This window comes from Janthinobacterium sp. EB271-G4-7A (assembly GCF_020858075.1).
GTDB classification, from domain to species: Bacteria; Pseudomonadota; Gammaproteobacteria; order Burkholderiales; family Burkholderiaceae_D; genus Janthinobacterium; species Janthinobacterium lividum.
In genome coordinates this window covers 1,290,371-1,307,700 of sequence record NZ_JACYMI010000001.1, presented here as the reverse complement: position 1 = coordinate 1,307,700, position 17,330 = coordinate 1,290,371, and the positions used below count along the sequence as shown (strand labels likewise).

The following is a 17,330-nucleotide window of genomic DNA, read 5'->3' as shown; positions in this document are numbered from 1 at the left end:
TGGATGCGTTGCCAGATTAAAAACAGCGCTGATGATCACCGTTCAGGAGAGAACCTGTGGCTGATAGCCAATCCCTCGTTAGCATACCCGACTTTAGCGCCGCCATGACCAGCGGCAAGACCTTTCAGTTGCTGGGCCGTCCGGCCAAGGCCACGGTGCTGTTTTTCTATCCGAAGGACAACACCCCTGGCTGCACCACGGAAAACATCGCCTTCCGCGATGCGTATTCGCAATTCGTCGCTGCCGGCGTGGAAATCTACGGCATCAGCCGCGATTCCCTGCGCTCGCACGAAAGTTTCAAAGCCAAGCTGGAACTGCCGTTCGAGCTCATTTCCGACCCGGACGAAGCCGTTTGTCTGCTGTTTAACGTCATGAAGATGAAACAGATGTACGGCAAGACGGTCCGTGGCGTCGAGCGCAGTACGTTTGTGATTGACGCCCAGGGCCGATTGGTGAAAGAATGGAGAGGCGTGAAGGTCGCAACTCACGTGGAAGAAGTGCTGGAATTCGTAGCGCATCTGAATTGATCGTCCATTTTTGATCCAATGCGCGTTGTCGGCTTCCAGCGAGCCTGGTTCAACCGCAGTTCAGTTCACGGTACCTATCGCCATTTTGAGTCAACGAAGCGCCTCCATCCACTCCGCCAGGCGGGCATGCAGCCCGTCGATGGCGTCCATGACCGGCCATGCTGCCGGCCTTCCGGCAGTTACTCGTCCTGTAGCATTGTTGTTCCCCCGCATCCACCCCATGAGAAGTGCCGCCAGAAGCTGGCTGCCCATGGGCGATTCATTCCAGAAATTTTTTGATTGAGATCCTGATGCCACTGCCAAAATTACCGAGCAAGCCAGCCACTATCCTGGCCACCCAAGATTACCCAACCGCAGGCGCAGCGCGCCCGGCCACCAAAACCCCGGCAGCCAAGAAAGTGGCTGCACCGATTATTGAAGCGGCGATCGCCGAAGTTGCCAAGCCGGTCCGCAATGCGGCCACGAAGATCAAGCAAGTGGCGGCCCTGATGGTCGCCAAGCCGGCGCCAGCCGTTGCTGCACCGACGCCGGTCGCGGCCGCGCCTGCCGCCGTTGCTGCGCCTGCAGCGAAAGCCAAGCCGGCGGCAAAAGGCAAGGTCACGCCGATCAAGCCCGTCAAGCAAGCCGAGCAGCCACATCCTGCCAAACACAAGGCTGTCGAAGTGCAGCTCAAATCGTCCGCCAGCCGCGCCGCCGACCAGCGCGGCATCAGCAAGCTGTTCGTGCTCGACACGAACGTGCTGATGCACGATCCATCGTCGCTGTTCCGCTTCGAGGAACACGATGTGTACCTGCCGATGATGACCCTGGAAGAGCTGGACAACCATAAAAAAGGCATGACGGAAGTGGCGCGCAATGCGCGCCAGGTCTCGCGCACGCTCGACGCCCTGATCAGCAACACGGATGACGACGCCATCGAACACGGCATCCTGCTGTCCAAGCTGGGCAACAAGGATGCCAAGGGCCGCCTGTTCTTCCAGACGCGCCTGCAAAGCGCCGACTTGCCGGCTGGCTTGCCAGTAGGCAAGGCCGACAACCAGATCCTCGCCGTCGTGCGCTCGCTGGAATCGGAACAAGAAGGCCGCCCTGTCGTGCTGGTGTCGAAAGACATCAACATGCGCATCAAGGCGCGCGCCCTGGGCCTGCCGGCCGAAGATTACTTCAACGACCATGTGCTGGAAGACACGGACTTGCTGTACTCGGGCATCGTGCAATTGCCGGACGACTTCTGGAACAAGCACGGCAAGGACATGGAATCGTGGCAGGAAAGCAAGAACGGCTACAGCTCGACGTTCTACCGCGTGACGGGCCCGTTCATCCCGTCGCTGCTGGTCAACCAGTTCATCTACCTGGAACCGAAAAACGGCGAAACGCCGTTCTACGGCCAAGTGAAACAGATCAACGGCAAGACGGCCGTGCTGCAAACCCTGCGCGACTTCAGCCACACGAAGAACAATGTGTGGGGCGTGACGGCGCGCAACCGCGAGCAAAACTTCGCGCTGAACTTGCTGATGAATCCGGAATGCGACTTCGTCACCCTGCTGGGCCAGGCCGGTACCGGCAAGACCCTGCTGGCCCTGGCCGCCGGCCTGGCGCAAGTGCTGGAAACCAAGCTCTACAATGAAATCATCGTTACCCGCGTCACGGTACCGGTGGGCGAAGACATCGGTTTCCTGCCAGGCACGGAAGAAGAAAAGATGTCGCCATGGATGGGCGCCTTCGACGACAACCTGGAAGTGCTGAACAAGTCCGACTCCGATGGCGGCGAATGGGGCCGTGCGGCAACGCAAGACCTGATCCGCTCGCGCATCAAGATCAAGTCGCTCAACTTCATGCGCGGCCGCACCTTCGTAAACAAGTTCCTCATCATCGATGAAGCGCAAAACTTGACGCCGAAACAAGTCAAGACCCTCGTCACGCGCGCCGGTCCCGGCACGAAGATCCTGTGCCTGGGCAACATCGCGCAAATCGACACGCCGTACCTGACGGAAGGCTCGAGCGGCCTGACTTACGTGGTCGACCGCTTCAAGGGCTGGACCCACAGCGGCCACGTCACCCTGGCCCGCGGCGAGCGCTCGCGCCTGGCCGACCACGCCAGCGAAGTACTGTAAGTGATAGCGGGCGGCGCGAGCTGCCCAGTCATTCGAAGCCCCGGCTGCAGCGATGCAGCCGGGGCTTTTTTCATGTGCGCGACTTTTCATGGCGGCATGTTCTAATACCGCTCCTTTCCTTCTGGACACATAGCCCGATGCATCCCGCCTTTCAGTTGTTGCTCTGCTTCATCCTCTTCATGTCCATCCACATTTCCGTCATGGCGGCCTGCGCCAGGCTGTTCGGCATCACGGTGCGCAGCATCAGCTATGGCGTGGGACCGACTGTGCTGACCTGGGGAAAAGTCCACGTCAAGCTGCTGCCGCTGGCCGGCAGCTTGGTGCTGAAAGATACGCGTGAAGAAGAACTGTATGACGATGATCCCTGCCTTGACGCCTACAACTTCCAGCCGCTGTGGAAGCAGGTGCTGCTGCCATTGAGCGGCGTGGGGCTGCTGCTGGCATTGTCGCTGGGCATCATGGGAGCCTCGGGCTGGGACAGCTTTGTCGCGGCCTTCGGGCAAATCGTCCACGGCGCGCTGGCACCGTTGTCGACGGCGCAGGAATTGCTGGGCAGTGGAGAGGCGTTTGCCCGCACACACGGCTTTGCGCTGGCGTTCGCCCTGTTCTCGTTGAAACTGTGCGCCTTGAACCTGTTGCCGTTTGCCGGCTTGAACGGGGGACAGGCGCTGCTGGCCATCGCGCGCGGCGGCAAGCCGTATGTGACGTGGGAAGAGACGGCAGCAAAATGGCTGCTGCTGCCGGGGCTGGCGATCCTGCTGGCGTGGGCGGCGGCACTGGCCGTGTATTGCTGGCGCGCGCTGGGGCTGTAATCGCACAGCCCCAGTTGGCTACAGCTAGAAATTCACCTTCAGACTCAGCAGGGCTTCGCGTTCGGCGCCACGGAAGATGCCGCCAAAGTATTTCTTGTCAAATACATTGCCGATATTCAGAGCCAGGCGGTAACGCGCCGTTTCGTAGGCCACGGCGATATCGGCCAGGGTGTACGGATCATTCATGTACAGCGCATTGGCCGCGCCATTGTAGGGCGAACTGCCACGGTAGCGCAGGCCGCCAGCGAGCATCATGCCGGGCACGGCCATGGGCCGGTAGTCGAGCCAGACGCTGGCCGCATGGCGCGTCGTCTGCAGGGTCTGGCGGCCGATTTCGTAGTCGCGGTTGCTCTTTGTCGTGCGCGGGTCCAGATAGGTATAGCCGGCCAGCACGCTCAACTCGGGCAAGGGTTTGAACGTACCTTCCAGTTCCACGCCCGTCGAACGTACCTCGCCCGTCTGTAGTGACGAACGCGGGTGCAGCGGATCCGGCGTGGTGACATTCGTTTGCGTCAGATCAAACAGCGATGCCGTCAACATGGTCGATGTGCCGGCAGGCTGGTACTTGATACCCATTTCCACCTGCTTGCCCTTGCGTGGCTGAAAAGCCTTGCCGTCAAAGTCGCGGCCCGTGGCCGGGTCGAACGAGGTGGCATAGCTGGCATACGGCGCCACGCCATTGTCGAACAGGTACAGCAGGCCGGCACTGCCCGTGGTGGCATTGTCGTCGATGCGCGTGCTCGCCGAATTGAGCTGCGTGCTGCGCGCGCGGTCGTGGCGCAGGCTGGCGTTCGCCACCCATGCGCCCAGCTTGAACTGGTTCAACGTGTAGATACCCGTCTGCTTGAGTTCAGTGTCGGTATAGTCGAGTCCCGGTGCGGCGATCAATTGATGGTAGACCGGCGCATGGATATCCAGGTTCGGCACATCCCAGCCAAAGCCCAGGCCATCGTTTTCCTTGTATTTCAGGTAATCGATGCCCGCCACGAAGCGGTGCCCGATCTCGCCCCAGCGAAAGTCCTTCTGCGCGCGGCTGTCGACCGTCCAGGTCTTGCCGTCCACTTTTTCCGCCAGGCTGCCGCGCGTGGCCGTGCGCCCGTCAGGCAGCAAATCCATGGCGTAGATATGCTGGTAATCAACCTTGATGGTCGCATAGCGCGAGTTTTGCGTCAGCTTCCATCCATTCCCTGTTGCATGCTCGAACATATAGCCAAGGGCGCGCGTATCGCGGTCGAAATAGTCGAAGGACGGGTCGCCCGCCGTGCGGCTGACGGGCAAGTCCTTGATGTGCGGATGGACAAACAGGCTGGGCCACCATGGCTTCGGCGTGCCCCGCTCTTGTGAATATGTGCCCAGTACGGTCAGGCTGGTGCGCGCCGAAATGTCCCAGCGCAGCGAGGGCGAGATGGAAACGCGGTTATTCTTCGATTCGATGGGACGATCGTCGGCATCGCGGCCCGTCAGCGTGACGCGGTACAGCAGGCCATCATTGCCCGCGACAGCGCCGCCCAGGTCGGCATTGATCTGATAGCGGTGATAGCGTCCCGCGGAAAACCCCACGCTATTGACGTGGTCTGCACCCGGCAGCTTGGAAGTGACATTGATCATGCCGCCCGGGCGGCCCTGGCCGTAGAAGACGGACGCGGGCCCCTTGATGACTTCGACGCTGTCGAGGTCTTCCATTTCGCTATTCCACGAACCATAACTGCCCGCCGACAGCAGCTTCAAGCCATCCTGGTAGTACGAGCTGCCATCGCTGAAGCCGCGGATGGTGGCGCCCGACATGCGCACGTCGGCACCCGTCACGTCCGTCAGCACGCCCGCCGTATAGGCCAGCGCCTGTTCGATGCTTTTCGGGGCCTGCGTCTTGATCTGTTCACGCGTGACAACGGAAATGGCGCGCGGCGTCTCGAGCAATGGCGTGCCCATCTTGGTGGCGGCCACGCTGATGGGCACATAGCCGCGCGACACCGTGCCCTCGCCCGCGTCAGCCGCTGCCATGACGGAAATCAATGGCATGACGGCGTCGGGCGCCGTGCTGGCCACGGCAGGCGCGGCGCGCAGCACGTAGCTGCCCGCCTCCAGTTCGACCGCCTGCAAGCCCGTACCCGCCAGCAAGACGGCCAGGGCAGCCTGCGGCGTGTACTGGCCTTGCAGGCCGGCCGTGCTCTTGCCGCTGGCCTGGTCTGGCGTGTAGCTGAGCAAGACATTCGCCGCGCTGGCCAGGCTGCGCAGCGCGGGCGCCAGCGGACCGGCAGGAATATCGTAGGCCAGGCGCATGGCGCCAGCCTGCTGGGCATTGGCCGCTTGCGCCTGCGCCAGGGCTGGCATGGCGGCGTACAGCGCCAGGCTGCACACGGCCAGCGACACGGCACGGGCGATGGGAAGGATTTGCGGTGTAGAAATATAGTAGCGCTGCTTGCGGCGAACGGACATGGTGTAAAGCCTCTCAAATGGACTGCTGAAATGATTCCCTTACTTAGCAGGTGCCTTGAGAATGCGAATCGGTCAGGCTGGACACGAAAAAATAATGCCTGCCGGCAGTATCGACTGGCCGGCAGGCATGCGCTGTACTGCGGCGATCAGTTCACGCGCTTGGCCGGCATATCCTGCCCCTCCTGGCGCAGCACCAGTTGTTGCGTCTTGCCATCGGCATCCTTGCTGAAACGCACTTCCGCATCGACTTCATTCGAGAAGAAAGCCGTCTCGCTCATCGGCAGCATGGCCAGCTTGCGGAAACCCGTCACCTGGGCGAAGAATTTATCGCCTTCGCGCGTCACTTCCAGGTAGACCTCGGGCGCCAGCGCATACTTGCCCACGTAGGCATCGAATTGCGCCGTCGTCATGGCGACCACCGTACGCGCCGGCTTGGCGGCGCTGGCGCGTTCGTGCACCGTCTTCGATTCGCCGCCGTCATTGAGGATCAGCTGCGCCTCGCCCTTCGGTCCCCGCTCGAATTCGGCAGTGGTGAGCGTATTTTCGATCAGAAAGCCATTTGGCGAGTACGCCAGCATGCGCTGGGCGGGACGGCCCGTGCGCTGCAGCAGCAAGTTGCCCTCGAAGTTACGGATCGTATAGCCGGCCTTGTCGTTGATGGCGTACACGCCCGCGTACGCATCGAGGATGGCGGGCTTGAGCGTGATGACCTTGATCTCGGGATATGGCCGGCCCACGGCGACAGCAGCCGCCTTGCGCGCCACCACGTCGGGATTGACCAGGCCCGTGTCCGAGTTTTCCAGCACGGCCACATAGACTTTTTCCTTCGGCAAACGCATCGCATACGTGGCAAAACCATTGATGCCGCCGCTATGGTGGATGACGGGCGTGTTTTGCCAGGTGCCCACCTTCCAGCCCAAGCCGGAACGGGTCGCCTTGCCATCGTTCAGCTTGGCCTGCGTGAACGCCTGCTGCCAGGTGGAAGCCTTGAGCAGCTTGCCGTCGGAGATGGCCGCGTCCCAGCGCGCCAGGTCGTCCACCGTGGAAACGAGCGCGCCGGCAGCATACGGCTGCGTCATGCTCAGGGGCAAGTTCGGCACATAGGTCTCGCCCGAACGGATATGCCCGGCCGCGCGCTTGGCCGGCCGGCGCTCGTGGCCTTCATAGGCCGTATCGTTCATGCCCAGTGGCACGAAGATCTGCTGTTCCACAAACGTGGCATACGGCTGGCCCGATGCCTTTTCAATGATGGCGCCCAGCAGGAAATAGCCGGAACTGCTGTAACTCCACTGCGTGCCCGGTCAAAGTCGGGCGGATCGTTCTTGAAGAAATCGATCATCTGCGCCACGCTCAATTCTTTCGTGCTGTTGGGCACAAATTCCGGCTTCCTTGTGTAGTCGTGGATGCCGGACGTATGCGCGAGCAGCTGTTCGATCGTGATTTTCTTGCCGTGCGTCGGATAGTCGGGCAGGAACTTCGTGATGTCATCGGTGATGGCCAGCTTGCCCTGGTCGGCCAGCAGCAGGATGGCGACGGCCGTGAATTGCTTGGAAATGGAACCCAGGCGCAGCGACATGTCAGGCGTCAGCGGCTGGCCATCCTTCACGCTGGCCAGGCCATACGCCTTGCGCAACAGGGGCTGGCCATCCTTGACGACGATGACGACGGCGCCAGGTTCCGTGGCCTTGTAATAGGGAGCGATACTGGCGTCGATTTGCGCGGCCAGCGCTTGCTGCTGCTGGCTCAGGGGCGCCGGCTGGCCAGCCCAGCCGGCTGGCGCTTGCAACAGGATCAACGTGGCGAGGCAGATGCTGGAAACTGTAAACATGCAGATCACTTTCACAGGAAGGATAAACAAGCTTGGCCATGCCCCTGGCGGCGGCTATCGGGATGGAATAATTTTTTTAGACAATATTTCAAATTTGCCCACCCAGCCTAGCAGACGCGTCACGCATAATTCTCTCCATTTATCACCATGATAGTTTGTGCCTGCTGACGCTATTATTTTCGGGATACCTAACGTATGCTCGCACCAGTGACTTGATGGCATAGAAAAAAGGAGCTGGCATTTTCTCATTCGACACTTGCGGCAAACGCCTGGCCCTGTTGGCCATTCGCGCTTACCAGCGCTACCTGTCGCCCTATAAAGGCTATTCCTGCGCCCACCGCGTGCTGACAGGCCGCGACAGCTGTTCCGCCTATGGCTACAAGGTCATCGCGCGCCACGGCTTGCGTCCGGGACTGGCGCTGTTGCAACGCCGCCTGCGCGCCTGCGGCGAACGCCATCGCCAGCACGGCGCGCTGCAGCCACCGGCACGGCACAGTGCGCGCAGGCAGGCACAGGCGGGGTATTGCGACTGCGATGTGCCCCTGGTCGACTGCGCCTGCGACTGCGCCGACGTGGCAAATGTACTGAACTGCAGTTGGCCGGGTCAGCATAAGCAGACAAGCTGGTTTCGCAATGGCTATACGACAAGCAAGGCATTGAAACAGCAGCAGGCGGCACATCGCAAGAAGATCAGGCAAGGGCAGAACCCGGACAACTGAAATTCACACGAATACTTACAAATGAAATATTCATTCATGAAATGAATAATACCCATTATCACTGTGAATTGGCTGGAAGCGGGCCTGCGGCCTATACTCATGCCGTCTCCCCTACTTTGCTTCCCATGCACACCCTGCTCAGCCCGCATATATCGCGGGCTTTTTGTTCCCGGCAATTGCCACTCTGTCTTTCCCCTCTTACCGATCACCAGGTGCGCGTTTCCCCGCCAGCCCAGCTCCACACCGGGAGTACAGCATGATCGTGCGCGAGCGTCCCTCGGCGCTACGGCTGTTCCTCGTGGTGCGCGGTTCCGTCCTGCCGCGCATCCGCACCACGCTCATTGTCAATACCCTGATCGCCACCCTCGTCACCTGGTGCCACGGCACCCTGTTCGACCACAAGGTCATCCTCACCACCATCCCATTTACCCTGATCGGCTTGCCACTGGCCATCTTCCTGGGTTTTCGCAACACGGCCGCCTACGACCGCTATTGGGAAGCGCGCAAGCTGTGGGGCGAACTGGTCTTGCGCAGCCGTAATTTCTCGCGCCAGTGCCAGACGATGATACGCAGCGACACGCCGGCCCACGCGAAGCTGGGCCTCAACGATGTGCGCGTGCGCATGATTTACCGTACCATCGCCTTTTGCCACGCGCTGCGCCACCAGCTGCGCGACACGCGCGGACCGGACGACTTGCAGCCGCTGCTGCGCCCGGCCGAATGGGAAGCGGCCTGCAAGGCGGCGAACCCGTCCGACTACCTGATGCTGCAGATGGGTCACGACCTGGCCGATTGCATCGCGCAAGGCCGTATCGACAGCATACTCGCCACGCAGATCGATAACACGGTCTCGGCCATGGTAGCGGCAGGCGCCTCGTGCGAACGCATCCGCAGCACGCCGATTCCATTCTCGTATTCGCTGCTGCTGCACCGCACGGCCTACCTGTACTGTTTCCTGCTGCCTTTCGGCCTGGTCGATTCGCTCGGTTTCATGACGCCGTTCGTCGTCGCCATCGTCGCCTACACCTTCTTTGGCCTCGATGCGCTGGGCGACGAGATCGAGGAGCCGTTCGGCGAAGATGCCAACGATCTGCCGCTATCGGCCATGTGCCGCGCCATCGACATCAGCTTGCGCGAATCCGTGCAGGACGAAAACGTGCCGCCGCCCATGCAAGCCGTCGACTTCCTGCTCCATTAAAACGCCGCAACGCTTCCGCTTGACCTTCCCACCGGGGCAAGGATTACAGTGGAGGCACTTAATCATTCAAGGAGTGCTTGCCATGTATCAGTTACAAGTTGAAAACATGAGCTGCGGCCATTGCGTCGGCTCGGTCACGAAAGCGGTGCAGACGATCGATCCTGCGGCACAGGTGCAGATCGACCTGGCCAGCAAGCGCGTCACGGTGGAGTCATCAAGCGAACTGGGCGCCATCAGCGCCGCCATCGTCGATGCGGGCTACCCCGTCACCAGCGCACAATAACAGCAGAGCAGCACCAGGACAGCCGGCCTTTGCGCCGGCTGTTTTTTTATCCGTCCAGCTCAGGGTAATGGCGAAAGATGCCTTCTTCATTGAAGGCGATTCTGCGCTTCGACTTCAGGTAGCGGGCGATATTCGGCCGCGCCGCCACCGCATCGTGCAGCGCAAACAGGGCTGGATACTGCGGCGCCAGGCGCGCCATGGCTTGCGGGAACGCATAGCGCAGGCCAGCCAGCATCTGGAACAGCGACAGGTCGCCATACGTGAGTCTGGCACCCACCAGGTACTGGCCACGGCTGCGATTATTCAACAACACTTGCGTGAAATAGGAAAGAAACTTGGGCAAACGTGTTTCGCGGAAATCCGCGCTGCGCAGCATGGCCGCCTGCCGTTGCTCTTCGTAATATTGATTCATCGACAGCGGATGATGCGTGTCGTGCACTTCCGTCAGCCAGTCGGCCATCGTCAGCTGCAGCTGGTTCAGCCACAAACGGCCGCTTTCCGTACGCGGCGCCAGCCCCAGACGCCGGCCCAGGTACAAGAGGATATTCGTGGTCTGGCCGATCAGCACGTCGCCATCGCGCAGCACGGGCGGTGCGTAGGCCGCCTGTGGCATGCTGTCGCCATCGAGGCAGGCCAGCATGGCGGGAACGCCTTGCCCCTTGCGTTCAGGCAAACGGGCGATATCGCGGTAGTCGGCGCCCGCCTCTTCCAGCGCCAGCCGGATGAATTCGCCGCGCCCCTGTATCGTGGGCCAGTAATGCAGTTCATACGCCATAGCCCCTCCGTTGATTCACATCAATGGCAACATGCTTTCGCGTCCGTGTCACCAGCCAGCCCCAGGCTTTGCAGGATGGGGCAATCGGGCTTGTCGTCGCCGTGGCACGATTGCGCCAGGTGGGCCAGGGTATCGCGCATTTCCGTCAGTTCGGCGATGCGCTTGTTGAGCTCGGCCACGTGGGCCAGGGCGATGCCTTTCACGTCCGCGCTGGCGCGCTGGTCGTTTTGCCACAGCGACAGCAGCTCGCGGATCTGTTCCAGCGAAAAGCCAAGACCCCGCCCGCGCTTGATGAAGCGCAAGGCGTGCAAGTCGTTCGGCGTGTAGATGCGGTAACCGGCGTCGCTGCGCGCGCTGGGTTTTAACAATGCAATACTCTCGTAGTAGCGTATCATTTTTGCCGATACGCCCGTTTCGCTTGCCGCCTGGCCGATATTCATCCTATGACTCCTTGGTATGCGCGCTACCTGCATGACTGCGCGCTTTCCAACGCCGCAGCAACAGGGCATTGCTGATCACGCTGACGGAACTGAAGGCCATCGCCGCGCCCGCCACCATGGGGTTGAGCAGGCCGAAGGCGGCCAGCGGAATGCCGATCAGGTTATAAATGAATGCCCAGAACAGATTCTGCCGTATCTTGCTGTAGGTGCGGCGCGAGATATCGATGGCATCCGCCACCAGGGCCGGATCGCCGCGCATCAGGGTGATGCCGGCCGCATGCATGGCCACATCGGTCCCCGTCGACATGGCGATGCCCACGTCGGCGGCCGCCAGCGCCGGCGCATCGTTGATGCCGTCGCCCACCATGGCCACCTTCGCGCCCTCGCCTTTCAGCGCGACAATTTTAGCGGTTTTATCGGCCGGCAGCATTTTCGCCGCCACCGTGTCGATGCCCAGCAGCTTGCCGACGGCGTCGGCGCTGCCCTGGTTATCTCCCGTCAACATCACCGTGCGGATGCCCAGGCTGTGCAGATGGGCAATGGCGGCCTGCGCGTTCGGCTTGACCTGGTCGCTGAAGGCAAACAGGCCCAGCAGTTCCGATCCCGACGCCAGCCACGAGATCGTGTTGCCCGTGGCTTCCAGTTCCTGCGCCTGCGCGGCCAGCGGCGTCATGTCCACGTTCAACTCCTGCATCAGCCGCGTGCTGCCCAGCTTCAGTTCCAGGCCATCGACGTGGGCCGCCAGGCCGCGGCCCGGCAAGGCCGACAGGCTCGTGGCTGGCAAGGGGGCGATGTGGCGGGCGGCAGCCACATCCAGCACGGCCGTCGCCAGGCTGTGTTCGCTGCCACGCTGGATGCTGGCCGCCAGCTGCAGCAGCCGCGCGTCCTCGATGCCATGCGCATGCAGGGCCGCCAGCGCAGGTTTTCCTACCGTCAGGGTGCCCGTCTTGTCGAACACGACGGTATTGACGGCGTGCGCCACTTCCAGCGCTTCCGCATCCTTGATCAGGATGCCGTAGCGGGCAGCCACGCCCGTGCCAGCCATGATGGCCGTCGGCGTAGCCAGGCCCAGCGCGCACGGGCAGGCGATGACCAGCACGGCCACGGCATTGATGATGGCGTTTTCCAGCTCGCCGGTAGCGAGCCACCAGCCCAGCATGGTCAGCAGCGCCAGCACCAGCACCACGGGCACAAAGATGGCGCTGACCTTGTCGACCAGATGCTGGATCGGCGCCTTGGCCGCCTGCGCATCTTCCACCAGGCGGATGATGCGCGAGAGGGTCGTCTCGCCGCCCACGGCTTGCGTGCGCACCAGCAGCAAGCCGTCCGCATTGATGGCGCCGCCCGTGACCTTGTCGCCCACATGCTTATCGACCGGCAAGCTTTCGCCCGTGATCAGCGATTCGTTGATCTGGCTGGCGCCTTCCACTACCACGCCATCGACGGCTACCCGCTCGCCGGGACGGATGACCACCAGGTCGCCCACTTTCACCTGCTCCACGGGCAAGTCCAGCTCCACACCGTCGCGGCGCACGCGCGCCGATTCCGGACGCAAGACTTGCAGCGCGCGGATGGCGGAGGCCGTCTGGCGCTTGGCGCGGCTTTCCAGCCATTTGCCCAACAGCACCAGGGTGATGACGACGGCCGACGCTTCGAAGTACAGGTGCGGCAGCATCGCGCCCGCCGTCAGCCATTGGTAGACGGACAAGCCATACGCGGCGCTCGTACCCAGCGCCACCAGCAAGTCCATGTTGCCGCTACCGGCGCGGGCAGCCTTCCAGCCCGCCTTGTAGAAGCGCGCGCCAAAGTAAAACTGCACGGGCGTGGCCAGCGCGAATTGCAGCCAGCCTGGCAACATCAAATGGATGCCGGCCCACTCGAGCAACATGGGCAGCATCAGGGGGAAAGCCAGCACGGCCGCGAACGCCACTTTCATGCCGTCGCGGTTCGGTGCGGCAGCGGGCGCGCTGGCCTGGCTGGCGGCGGGCACCTTGGCGGCATAGCCGGCCTTGTCGATGGCGGCGATCAGGGTGCCAGCTTCCAGGCCGCCCGTCACCTTGATGCGCGCGCTTTCCGTGGCCAGGTTGACGCTGGCGGCCAGCACGCCTGGCACTTTCAGCAAGGCCTTTTCCACCCTGCCCACGCAAGAGGCGCACGTCATGCCGGCGATGTTCAGGTCGATCTCGCGCTGCGCCACCGTGTAGCCAGCCTTTTCCACTGCCGCCTGCAAGGTGGCCAGGGGAATCGGCGTGCTGGACGTGACTTTGGCCACTTCGGTGGCCAGGTTGACGCTGGCCTGGCTCACGCCGGGCACGGCGGCCAGGGCCTTTTCCACGCGGCCCACGCACGAGGCGCAGCTCATGCCTTCAATGGCCAGCGCCTGCGCATGCGCGGCGTCGGGAGGGAAAGCGGCGGGGACGAGTGCACTCTGGTTCATGGCAGATCCTGTACGAAAGATTAACGAATAGGGTCAGGATCTGCTATCCAACGATGGGAAGGTCAAGCCCTATTTGCAAAGTGTGCGGGCTTGTTTGCGGATGCTTAACGCACCACGCAGTCGATGGCGGCAGGCTTGCCGCTGTTGGCGCCGGCGCCCGTGCTGGACAGTGGCGTCGAAAACGCCGGCGGCGGGGTGAACGGGATGCCGGGATTGACGGGCAGCATCACGGGCGGCTGCTTGAAGCTGGGCGTAAAACCGAACTGGCCGGCAGCAAAATTTTGCGTCCCGGCAGGATTGGTGACATGAATCAAGCCATCGAGCACCTGCACATACAGGCCCGGCGCCCTCGCCGCCCCGACTGGCGGCGATACCGTTGGCAGCGCCGGTGCCGACGGTGCTACGTAACTGGCAACAAACGTCGTGCCGCGGATGCCGATGGTGGCGGCAGGCGTCTTCATCTCGAAGCGCTCCTTGTTGCGCTTGCCCAGCAATCCCGTGACGGAACGCAAGCCGCCCTTGAGCAAACTGAAGATGGCATGGTCGCCGTCAGGCTGCTCGGCCGTGTAGCTGAATTGCTCGATCACGAAACTGGTATTCGGTTTCAAGGTGATTTCGCTATTGTCGATCAGCCTGATCAAGGCATAGGTTTCCTTTTCCGTCAGCAAGGTGTCCCCCTGCTCGACTTCGGACTTGATGGCCAGGATTTTCACCTTGCCATCCGCCTTCTTGGCCATCAGCGGACCACTCAATTGCATCACCGTGCCGGCCACCTGGCCGGCCCAGGCGTGCGCACCCACGCACATCAGGGCCAGCCACAGCAGGGCCTTAATTGCAGTACATTTTTTTAGTAGGGTCATCGAATTTGTATCCTGTGGGTTTATCTGTGGCATCGGCAACATCCTTGCTGTCCGGCTTCTTGTCGTCCAGCTTGGCTGGCGGCGTGGACGCGAGCGTGTCGTTGGCACGGTCAGCCTGCTTGATGATACGCAAGGCATCGTCGATGGCCGCGCTCGTGGCGGCATCGATCACGGGCTTGTCGATGGTCGTCGCAGGCAGGAAGATGGCGTCCGCCATGCTCACCGTGCCATTCGGCGCCAGCAGAATCACGCCGCTGCGCTGGCGGTTGATGCGCACGCCCGAGTCGCCCGTGATGCTGCCCGTTTTCGCCAGCACGCTCATGCTGGACGCTGCCGGCAAAGCGACGCTTGCCGTGTCCGCAAAGCGCACATGGCCTTCCGCGCTGGCGGCAAAATTGCCACCGCTAACAATCTTCGCATTGCCGCCGACATGGATGTCGCGACCCGCCGTCAAACTGACATTGCGCGCAGCTGCCAACTGCGCGCCATCGCCCAGCAGCACGTCCGTGCTGGCATTGAGGGCGATATCATTGCCCTCGATCTTGCCGTTGACAGTGACGGGGCTGTGCGCCGTCACGCTGACGTTGCCGCCATGCGCATTGATATTGCCAGCCGCGACACCGCCCGTGTTGTCGATGGCGATATTGCCCGCGCCTGTGGTGAGCGTTCCCAGGGTCAAGGTACCCGGCGCCGAGGTATTGTTCAGCGCAATACCGCCCCCTGCACTATTGCTGGCGGTAAAACTACCCACCTGGTTGCCCGCATTGCCCAGCACGATGCCATCGCGCGCCTGCGCAGCCAGACTGCTGGCGAGCAGCGCGCCGTCCTGGCCGATGGCGCCGTTCAGGGCGCTCAATTTCACTTCGTTCGCCGCCAGGCTGGCGAAACGCAAGTTGCCAGCCGCTTGCGTGATGGCCAGCTGGCCGGCCAGCCGGATGGCGCCGGCCGCCTGGCTGAAGCTGTTTGCGACGAGTAAGTTGCCCTTGCCGCTCAGCATACCGCCGCCTTGCGCGTAGCGCTCCGCCGACAGGCTGCCGTTCAGCAACAGGCTGCCGCCGTTGATTTCCAGGCCGGCCAGGCCGCTCAGCACGGAGAGGTCCAGCGCGCTTTCCCCCAAGGTCAGGCTGCCGCCCGTCAACAACAAACCCGTCGCCGAGTTCAGGTTTTTCAGGATGGTGCTGCCGGCCGCCGCGCTGTAGGTGACGATGCCCTTGCTGTTGCTGAAGTCGACCGCCAGCACGTTCGCGCCTTCCGGCACCACGCCGCCGTCCCAGTTGGCGGCATCGCTCCACAAGCCGCTGCCGCTGCCGACCCAGGTGGACAATTGTTTTTGAGCAATTGATGCCTGCGCCGTGCCGCCCGTCGTTTCCAGGGTGTAGTTGCCCGCATCGGCGCCCGCCAGGCGGAAACCGGTGGCCGTCACCAGCTTGCCCGTACCCGCATTCTTGTCGGCAAAGCTGCCGCTGCCGCCCACCACGCTGACCACATCCTGGCCCAACACGCCGTTCGCCGATGCGCTGACCGCCGCGGAAGTGGTTCCGTCATACACCTTGCCGGCGGCGCTCAGGCTTGCCAGGGTCAGGCTGGCCGGTGTAATGCTGGCCAGCAAGCCCGTCGGCAAGACGATAAAGTAATTGCCTGCATCGGCGCCCGTCAGCGCCGCGCCGCTGAGCTGCACGGCCTTGGCCGCGCCCACGTTCTTGTCCGCAAAGCTGGCTACCGCCGAGGCCGTCAAACTGTCACCGGCGACACGGTCATCGCCTAGACTCAGCTGCGCACCCGTCGTGCCATCGTAGACCTTGCTGCCCACCACGCCAGACAGGTTCAGCGCGCGCGCCGCGATATCGGCCGTGGTGCTGCCCGCATTGCTGCTTAGCACGTAGTTGCCAGCATCGCCGCCACTCAACGCCACATCCGTGACATTGACGGCCTTGCCGGCACCGGCATTCCTGTTGCCGAACGCGGCGCTGCCGCTCACGCTCAAGGCGTCGCCCTGGATGCGGTCGTCGCCAAAGTGCACTTGCGCGCCCGTCGTACCGTCATACGTCTTGTTGACGCCATTGAAGCTCACGTTCAGGGTGCGCGCCGCGATGTCGGCCGTCGTGCTGCCTGCATTGCTGCCCAGCACATAGTTGCCAGCATCGCCGCCGCTCAAGGCCACATCCGTGACATTGACGGCCTTGCCCGCACCCGCATTCTTGTTGCCAAACGCGGCATTGCCCGCCACCGTCAAGGCATCGCCCTGGATGCGGTCGTCGCCAAAGTGCACTTGCGCGCCCGTCGTGCCGTCATACGTCTTGTTGACGCCATTGAAGCTCACGTTCAGGGTGCGCGCCGCGATGTCGGCCGTCGTGCTACCCGCATTGCTGCCCAGCACATAGTTGCCCGCGTCACCGCCGCTCAACGCCACGTTCGTGACATTGACGGCCTTGCCGGTACCCGCGTTCCTGTTGCCAAACGCGGCATTGCCAGCCACCGTCAAGGCATCGCCCTGGATGCGGTCGTCGCCAAAGTGCACTTGCGCGCCCGTCGTGCCGTCATACGTCTTGTTGATGCCGTTGAAGCTCACGTTCAGGGTGCGCGCCGTGATGTCGGCCGTGGTGCTGCCCGCATTTCCATTCAGCACGTAGTTGCCCGCATCGGCGCCCGTCAGCTGGCCCGTCGCCACCTGGTAATCGACCACCTTGCCGGTGCCGACATGCTTGTCGCGGAAGCTGCCCTGCAAGCCGGCCATGCTGACCTGGTCGCCCGTCACCAGGCCTTCGAAGTAGCCGTTCAGGCCCGCTTGCAAGGTGCCGTCGTAGACGCGGCTTTGCGCGCCCGTGACGCCATAGTTCAGCACGCGCGCCGTGATGTCGGCCGTCGTGCTGCCCGCATTTCCATTCAGCACGTAGTTGCCCGCAG

The 17,330-nt window shown here is 62.6% G+C and carries 13 protein-coding genes and 1 pseudogene; 6 read left to right on the top strand and 8 right to left on the bottom strand.

Annotated features, from left to right (window positions below):
• The first annotated feature begins 56 nt into the window (after positions 1-56).
• The 3 genes from IGS58_RS05935 to IGS58_RS05925 all read left to right on the top strand — a co-directional run bounded on the left by IGS58_RS05935 (position 57) and on the right by IGS58_RS05925 (position 3,450).
• Positions 57-527, top strand: a complete 471-nt coding sequence (locus IGS58_RS05935) for a peroxiredoxin (protein ID WP_034785468.1) — start codon at positions 57-59, stop codon at positions 525-527.
• A gap of 290 nt (positions 528-817) precedes the next feature.
• Positions 818-2,638, top strand: coding sequence for a PhoH family protein (locus IGS58_RS05930; protein WP_230520871.1), 1,821 nt, complete (start codon positions 818-820; stop codon positions 2,636-2,638).
• Positions 2,639-2,775: 137 nt separating this feature from the next.
• Entirely contained in the window at positions 2,776-3,450 is a 675-nt protein-coding gene (locus IGS58_RS05925; RefSeq protein ID WP_329957971.1) for a site-2 protease family protein, read from the top strand.
• 24 nt (positions 3,451-3,474) lie between these two features.
• Here the strand turns inward: IGS58_RS05925 and IGS58_RS05920 are convergent, their stop codons facing one another.
• The 3 genes and pseudogenes from IGS58_RS05920 to IGS58_RS29130 all read right to left on the bottom strand — a co-directional run.
• Positions 3,475-5,886, bottom strand: a complete 2,412-nt coding sequence (locus tag IGS58_RS05920) for a TonB-dependent siderophore receptor (protein WP_230520869.1) — start codon at positions 5,884-5,886, stop codon at positions 3,475-3,477.
• A gap of 146 nt (positions 5,887-6,032) precedes the next feature.
• Positions 6,033-6,296, bottom strand: coding sequence for a DUF3471 domain-containing protein (locus IGS58_RS29135; protein ID WP_230522200.1), 264 nt, complete (start codon positions 6,294-6,296; stop codon positions 6,033-6,035).
• A gap of 396 nt (positions 6,297-6,692) precedes the next feature.
• Positions 6,693-7,714 (bottom strand): annotated as a pseudogene (locus IGS58_RS29130) (serine hydrolase domain-containing protein); the annotation flags it as partial.
• Positions 7,715-7,953: 239 nt separating this feature from the next.
• On the opposite strand from IGS58_RS29130, the gene yidD reads away from it, so the two are divergent.
• From yidD to IGS58_RS05895, 3 genes are all read left to right on the top strand, one after another.
• Positions 7,954-8,433: a membrane protein insertion efficiency factor YidD gene (gene yidD, locus IGS58_RS05905; RefSeq protein ID WP_080753757.1), complete on the top strand. Its 480-nt coding sequence runs from the start codon at positions 7,954-7,956 to the stop codon at positions 8,431-8,433.
• Positions 8,434-8,689: 256 nt separating this feature from the next.
• On the top strand, positions 8,690-9,631 hold the full coding sequence (locus IGS58_RS05900; protein ID WP_230520868.1) for a bestrophin family protein: 942 nt from the start codon (positions 8,690-8,692) through the stop codon (positions 9,629-9,631).
• Positions 9,632-9,713: 82 nt separating this feature from the next.
• On the top strand, positions 9,714-9,914 hold the full coding sequence (locus IGS58_RS05895; RefSeq protein ID WP_230520867.1) for a heavy-metal-associated domain-containing protein: 201 nt from the start codon (positions 9,714-9,716) through the stop codon (positions 9,912-9,914).
• Positions 9,915-9,960: 46 nt separating this feature from the next.
• Here IGS58_RS05895 and IGS58_RS05890 read toward each other — a convergent pair whose 3' ends face one another.
• The 5 genes from IGS58_RS05890 to IGS58_RS05870 all read right to left on the bottom strand — a co-directional run.
• The gene (locus tag IGS58_RS05890; protein WP_230520866.1) at positions 9,961-10,689 is read right to left on the bottom strand and encodes a glutathione S-transferase; all 729 of its coding nucleotides are present in this window, start codon (positions 10,687-10,689) and stop codon (positions 9,961-9,963) included.
• A 20-nt stretch (positions 10,690-10,709) separates the two neighbouring features.
• The gene (cueR, locus tag IGS58_RS05885; RefSeq protein ID WP_034788623.1) at positions 10,710-11,129 is read right to left on the bottom strand and encodes a Cu(I)-responsive transcriptional regulator; all 420 of its coding nucleotides are present in this window, start codon (positions 11,127-11,129) and stop codon (positions 10,710-10,712) included.
• 1 nt (position 11,130) lies between these two features.
• Positions 11,131-13,566: a heavy metal translocating P-type ATPase gene (locus IGS58_RS05880; protein ID WP_268989814.1), complete on the bottom strand. Its 2,436-nt coding sequence runs from the start codon at positions 13,564-13,566 to the stop codon at positions 11,131-11,133.
• A gap of 104 nt (positions 13,567-13,670) precedes the next feature.
• Positions 13,671-14,426 carry a FecR family protein gene (locus IGS58_RS05875; RefSeq protein WP_230520865.1) on the bottom strand — a complete coding sequence of 252 codons (756 nt, stop codon included), beginning with the start codon at positions 14,424-14,426 and terminating at the stop codon, positions 13,671-13,673.
• On the bottom strand, positions 14,395-17,330 hold a 2,936-nt coding region (locus tag IGS58_RS05870; RefSeq protein WP_230520864.1), incomplete at its 5' end, for a beta strand repeat-containing protein. The genes IGS58_RS05875 and IGS58_RS05870, both read right to left, overlap by 32 nt.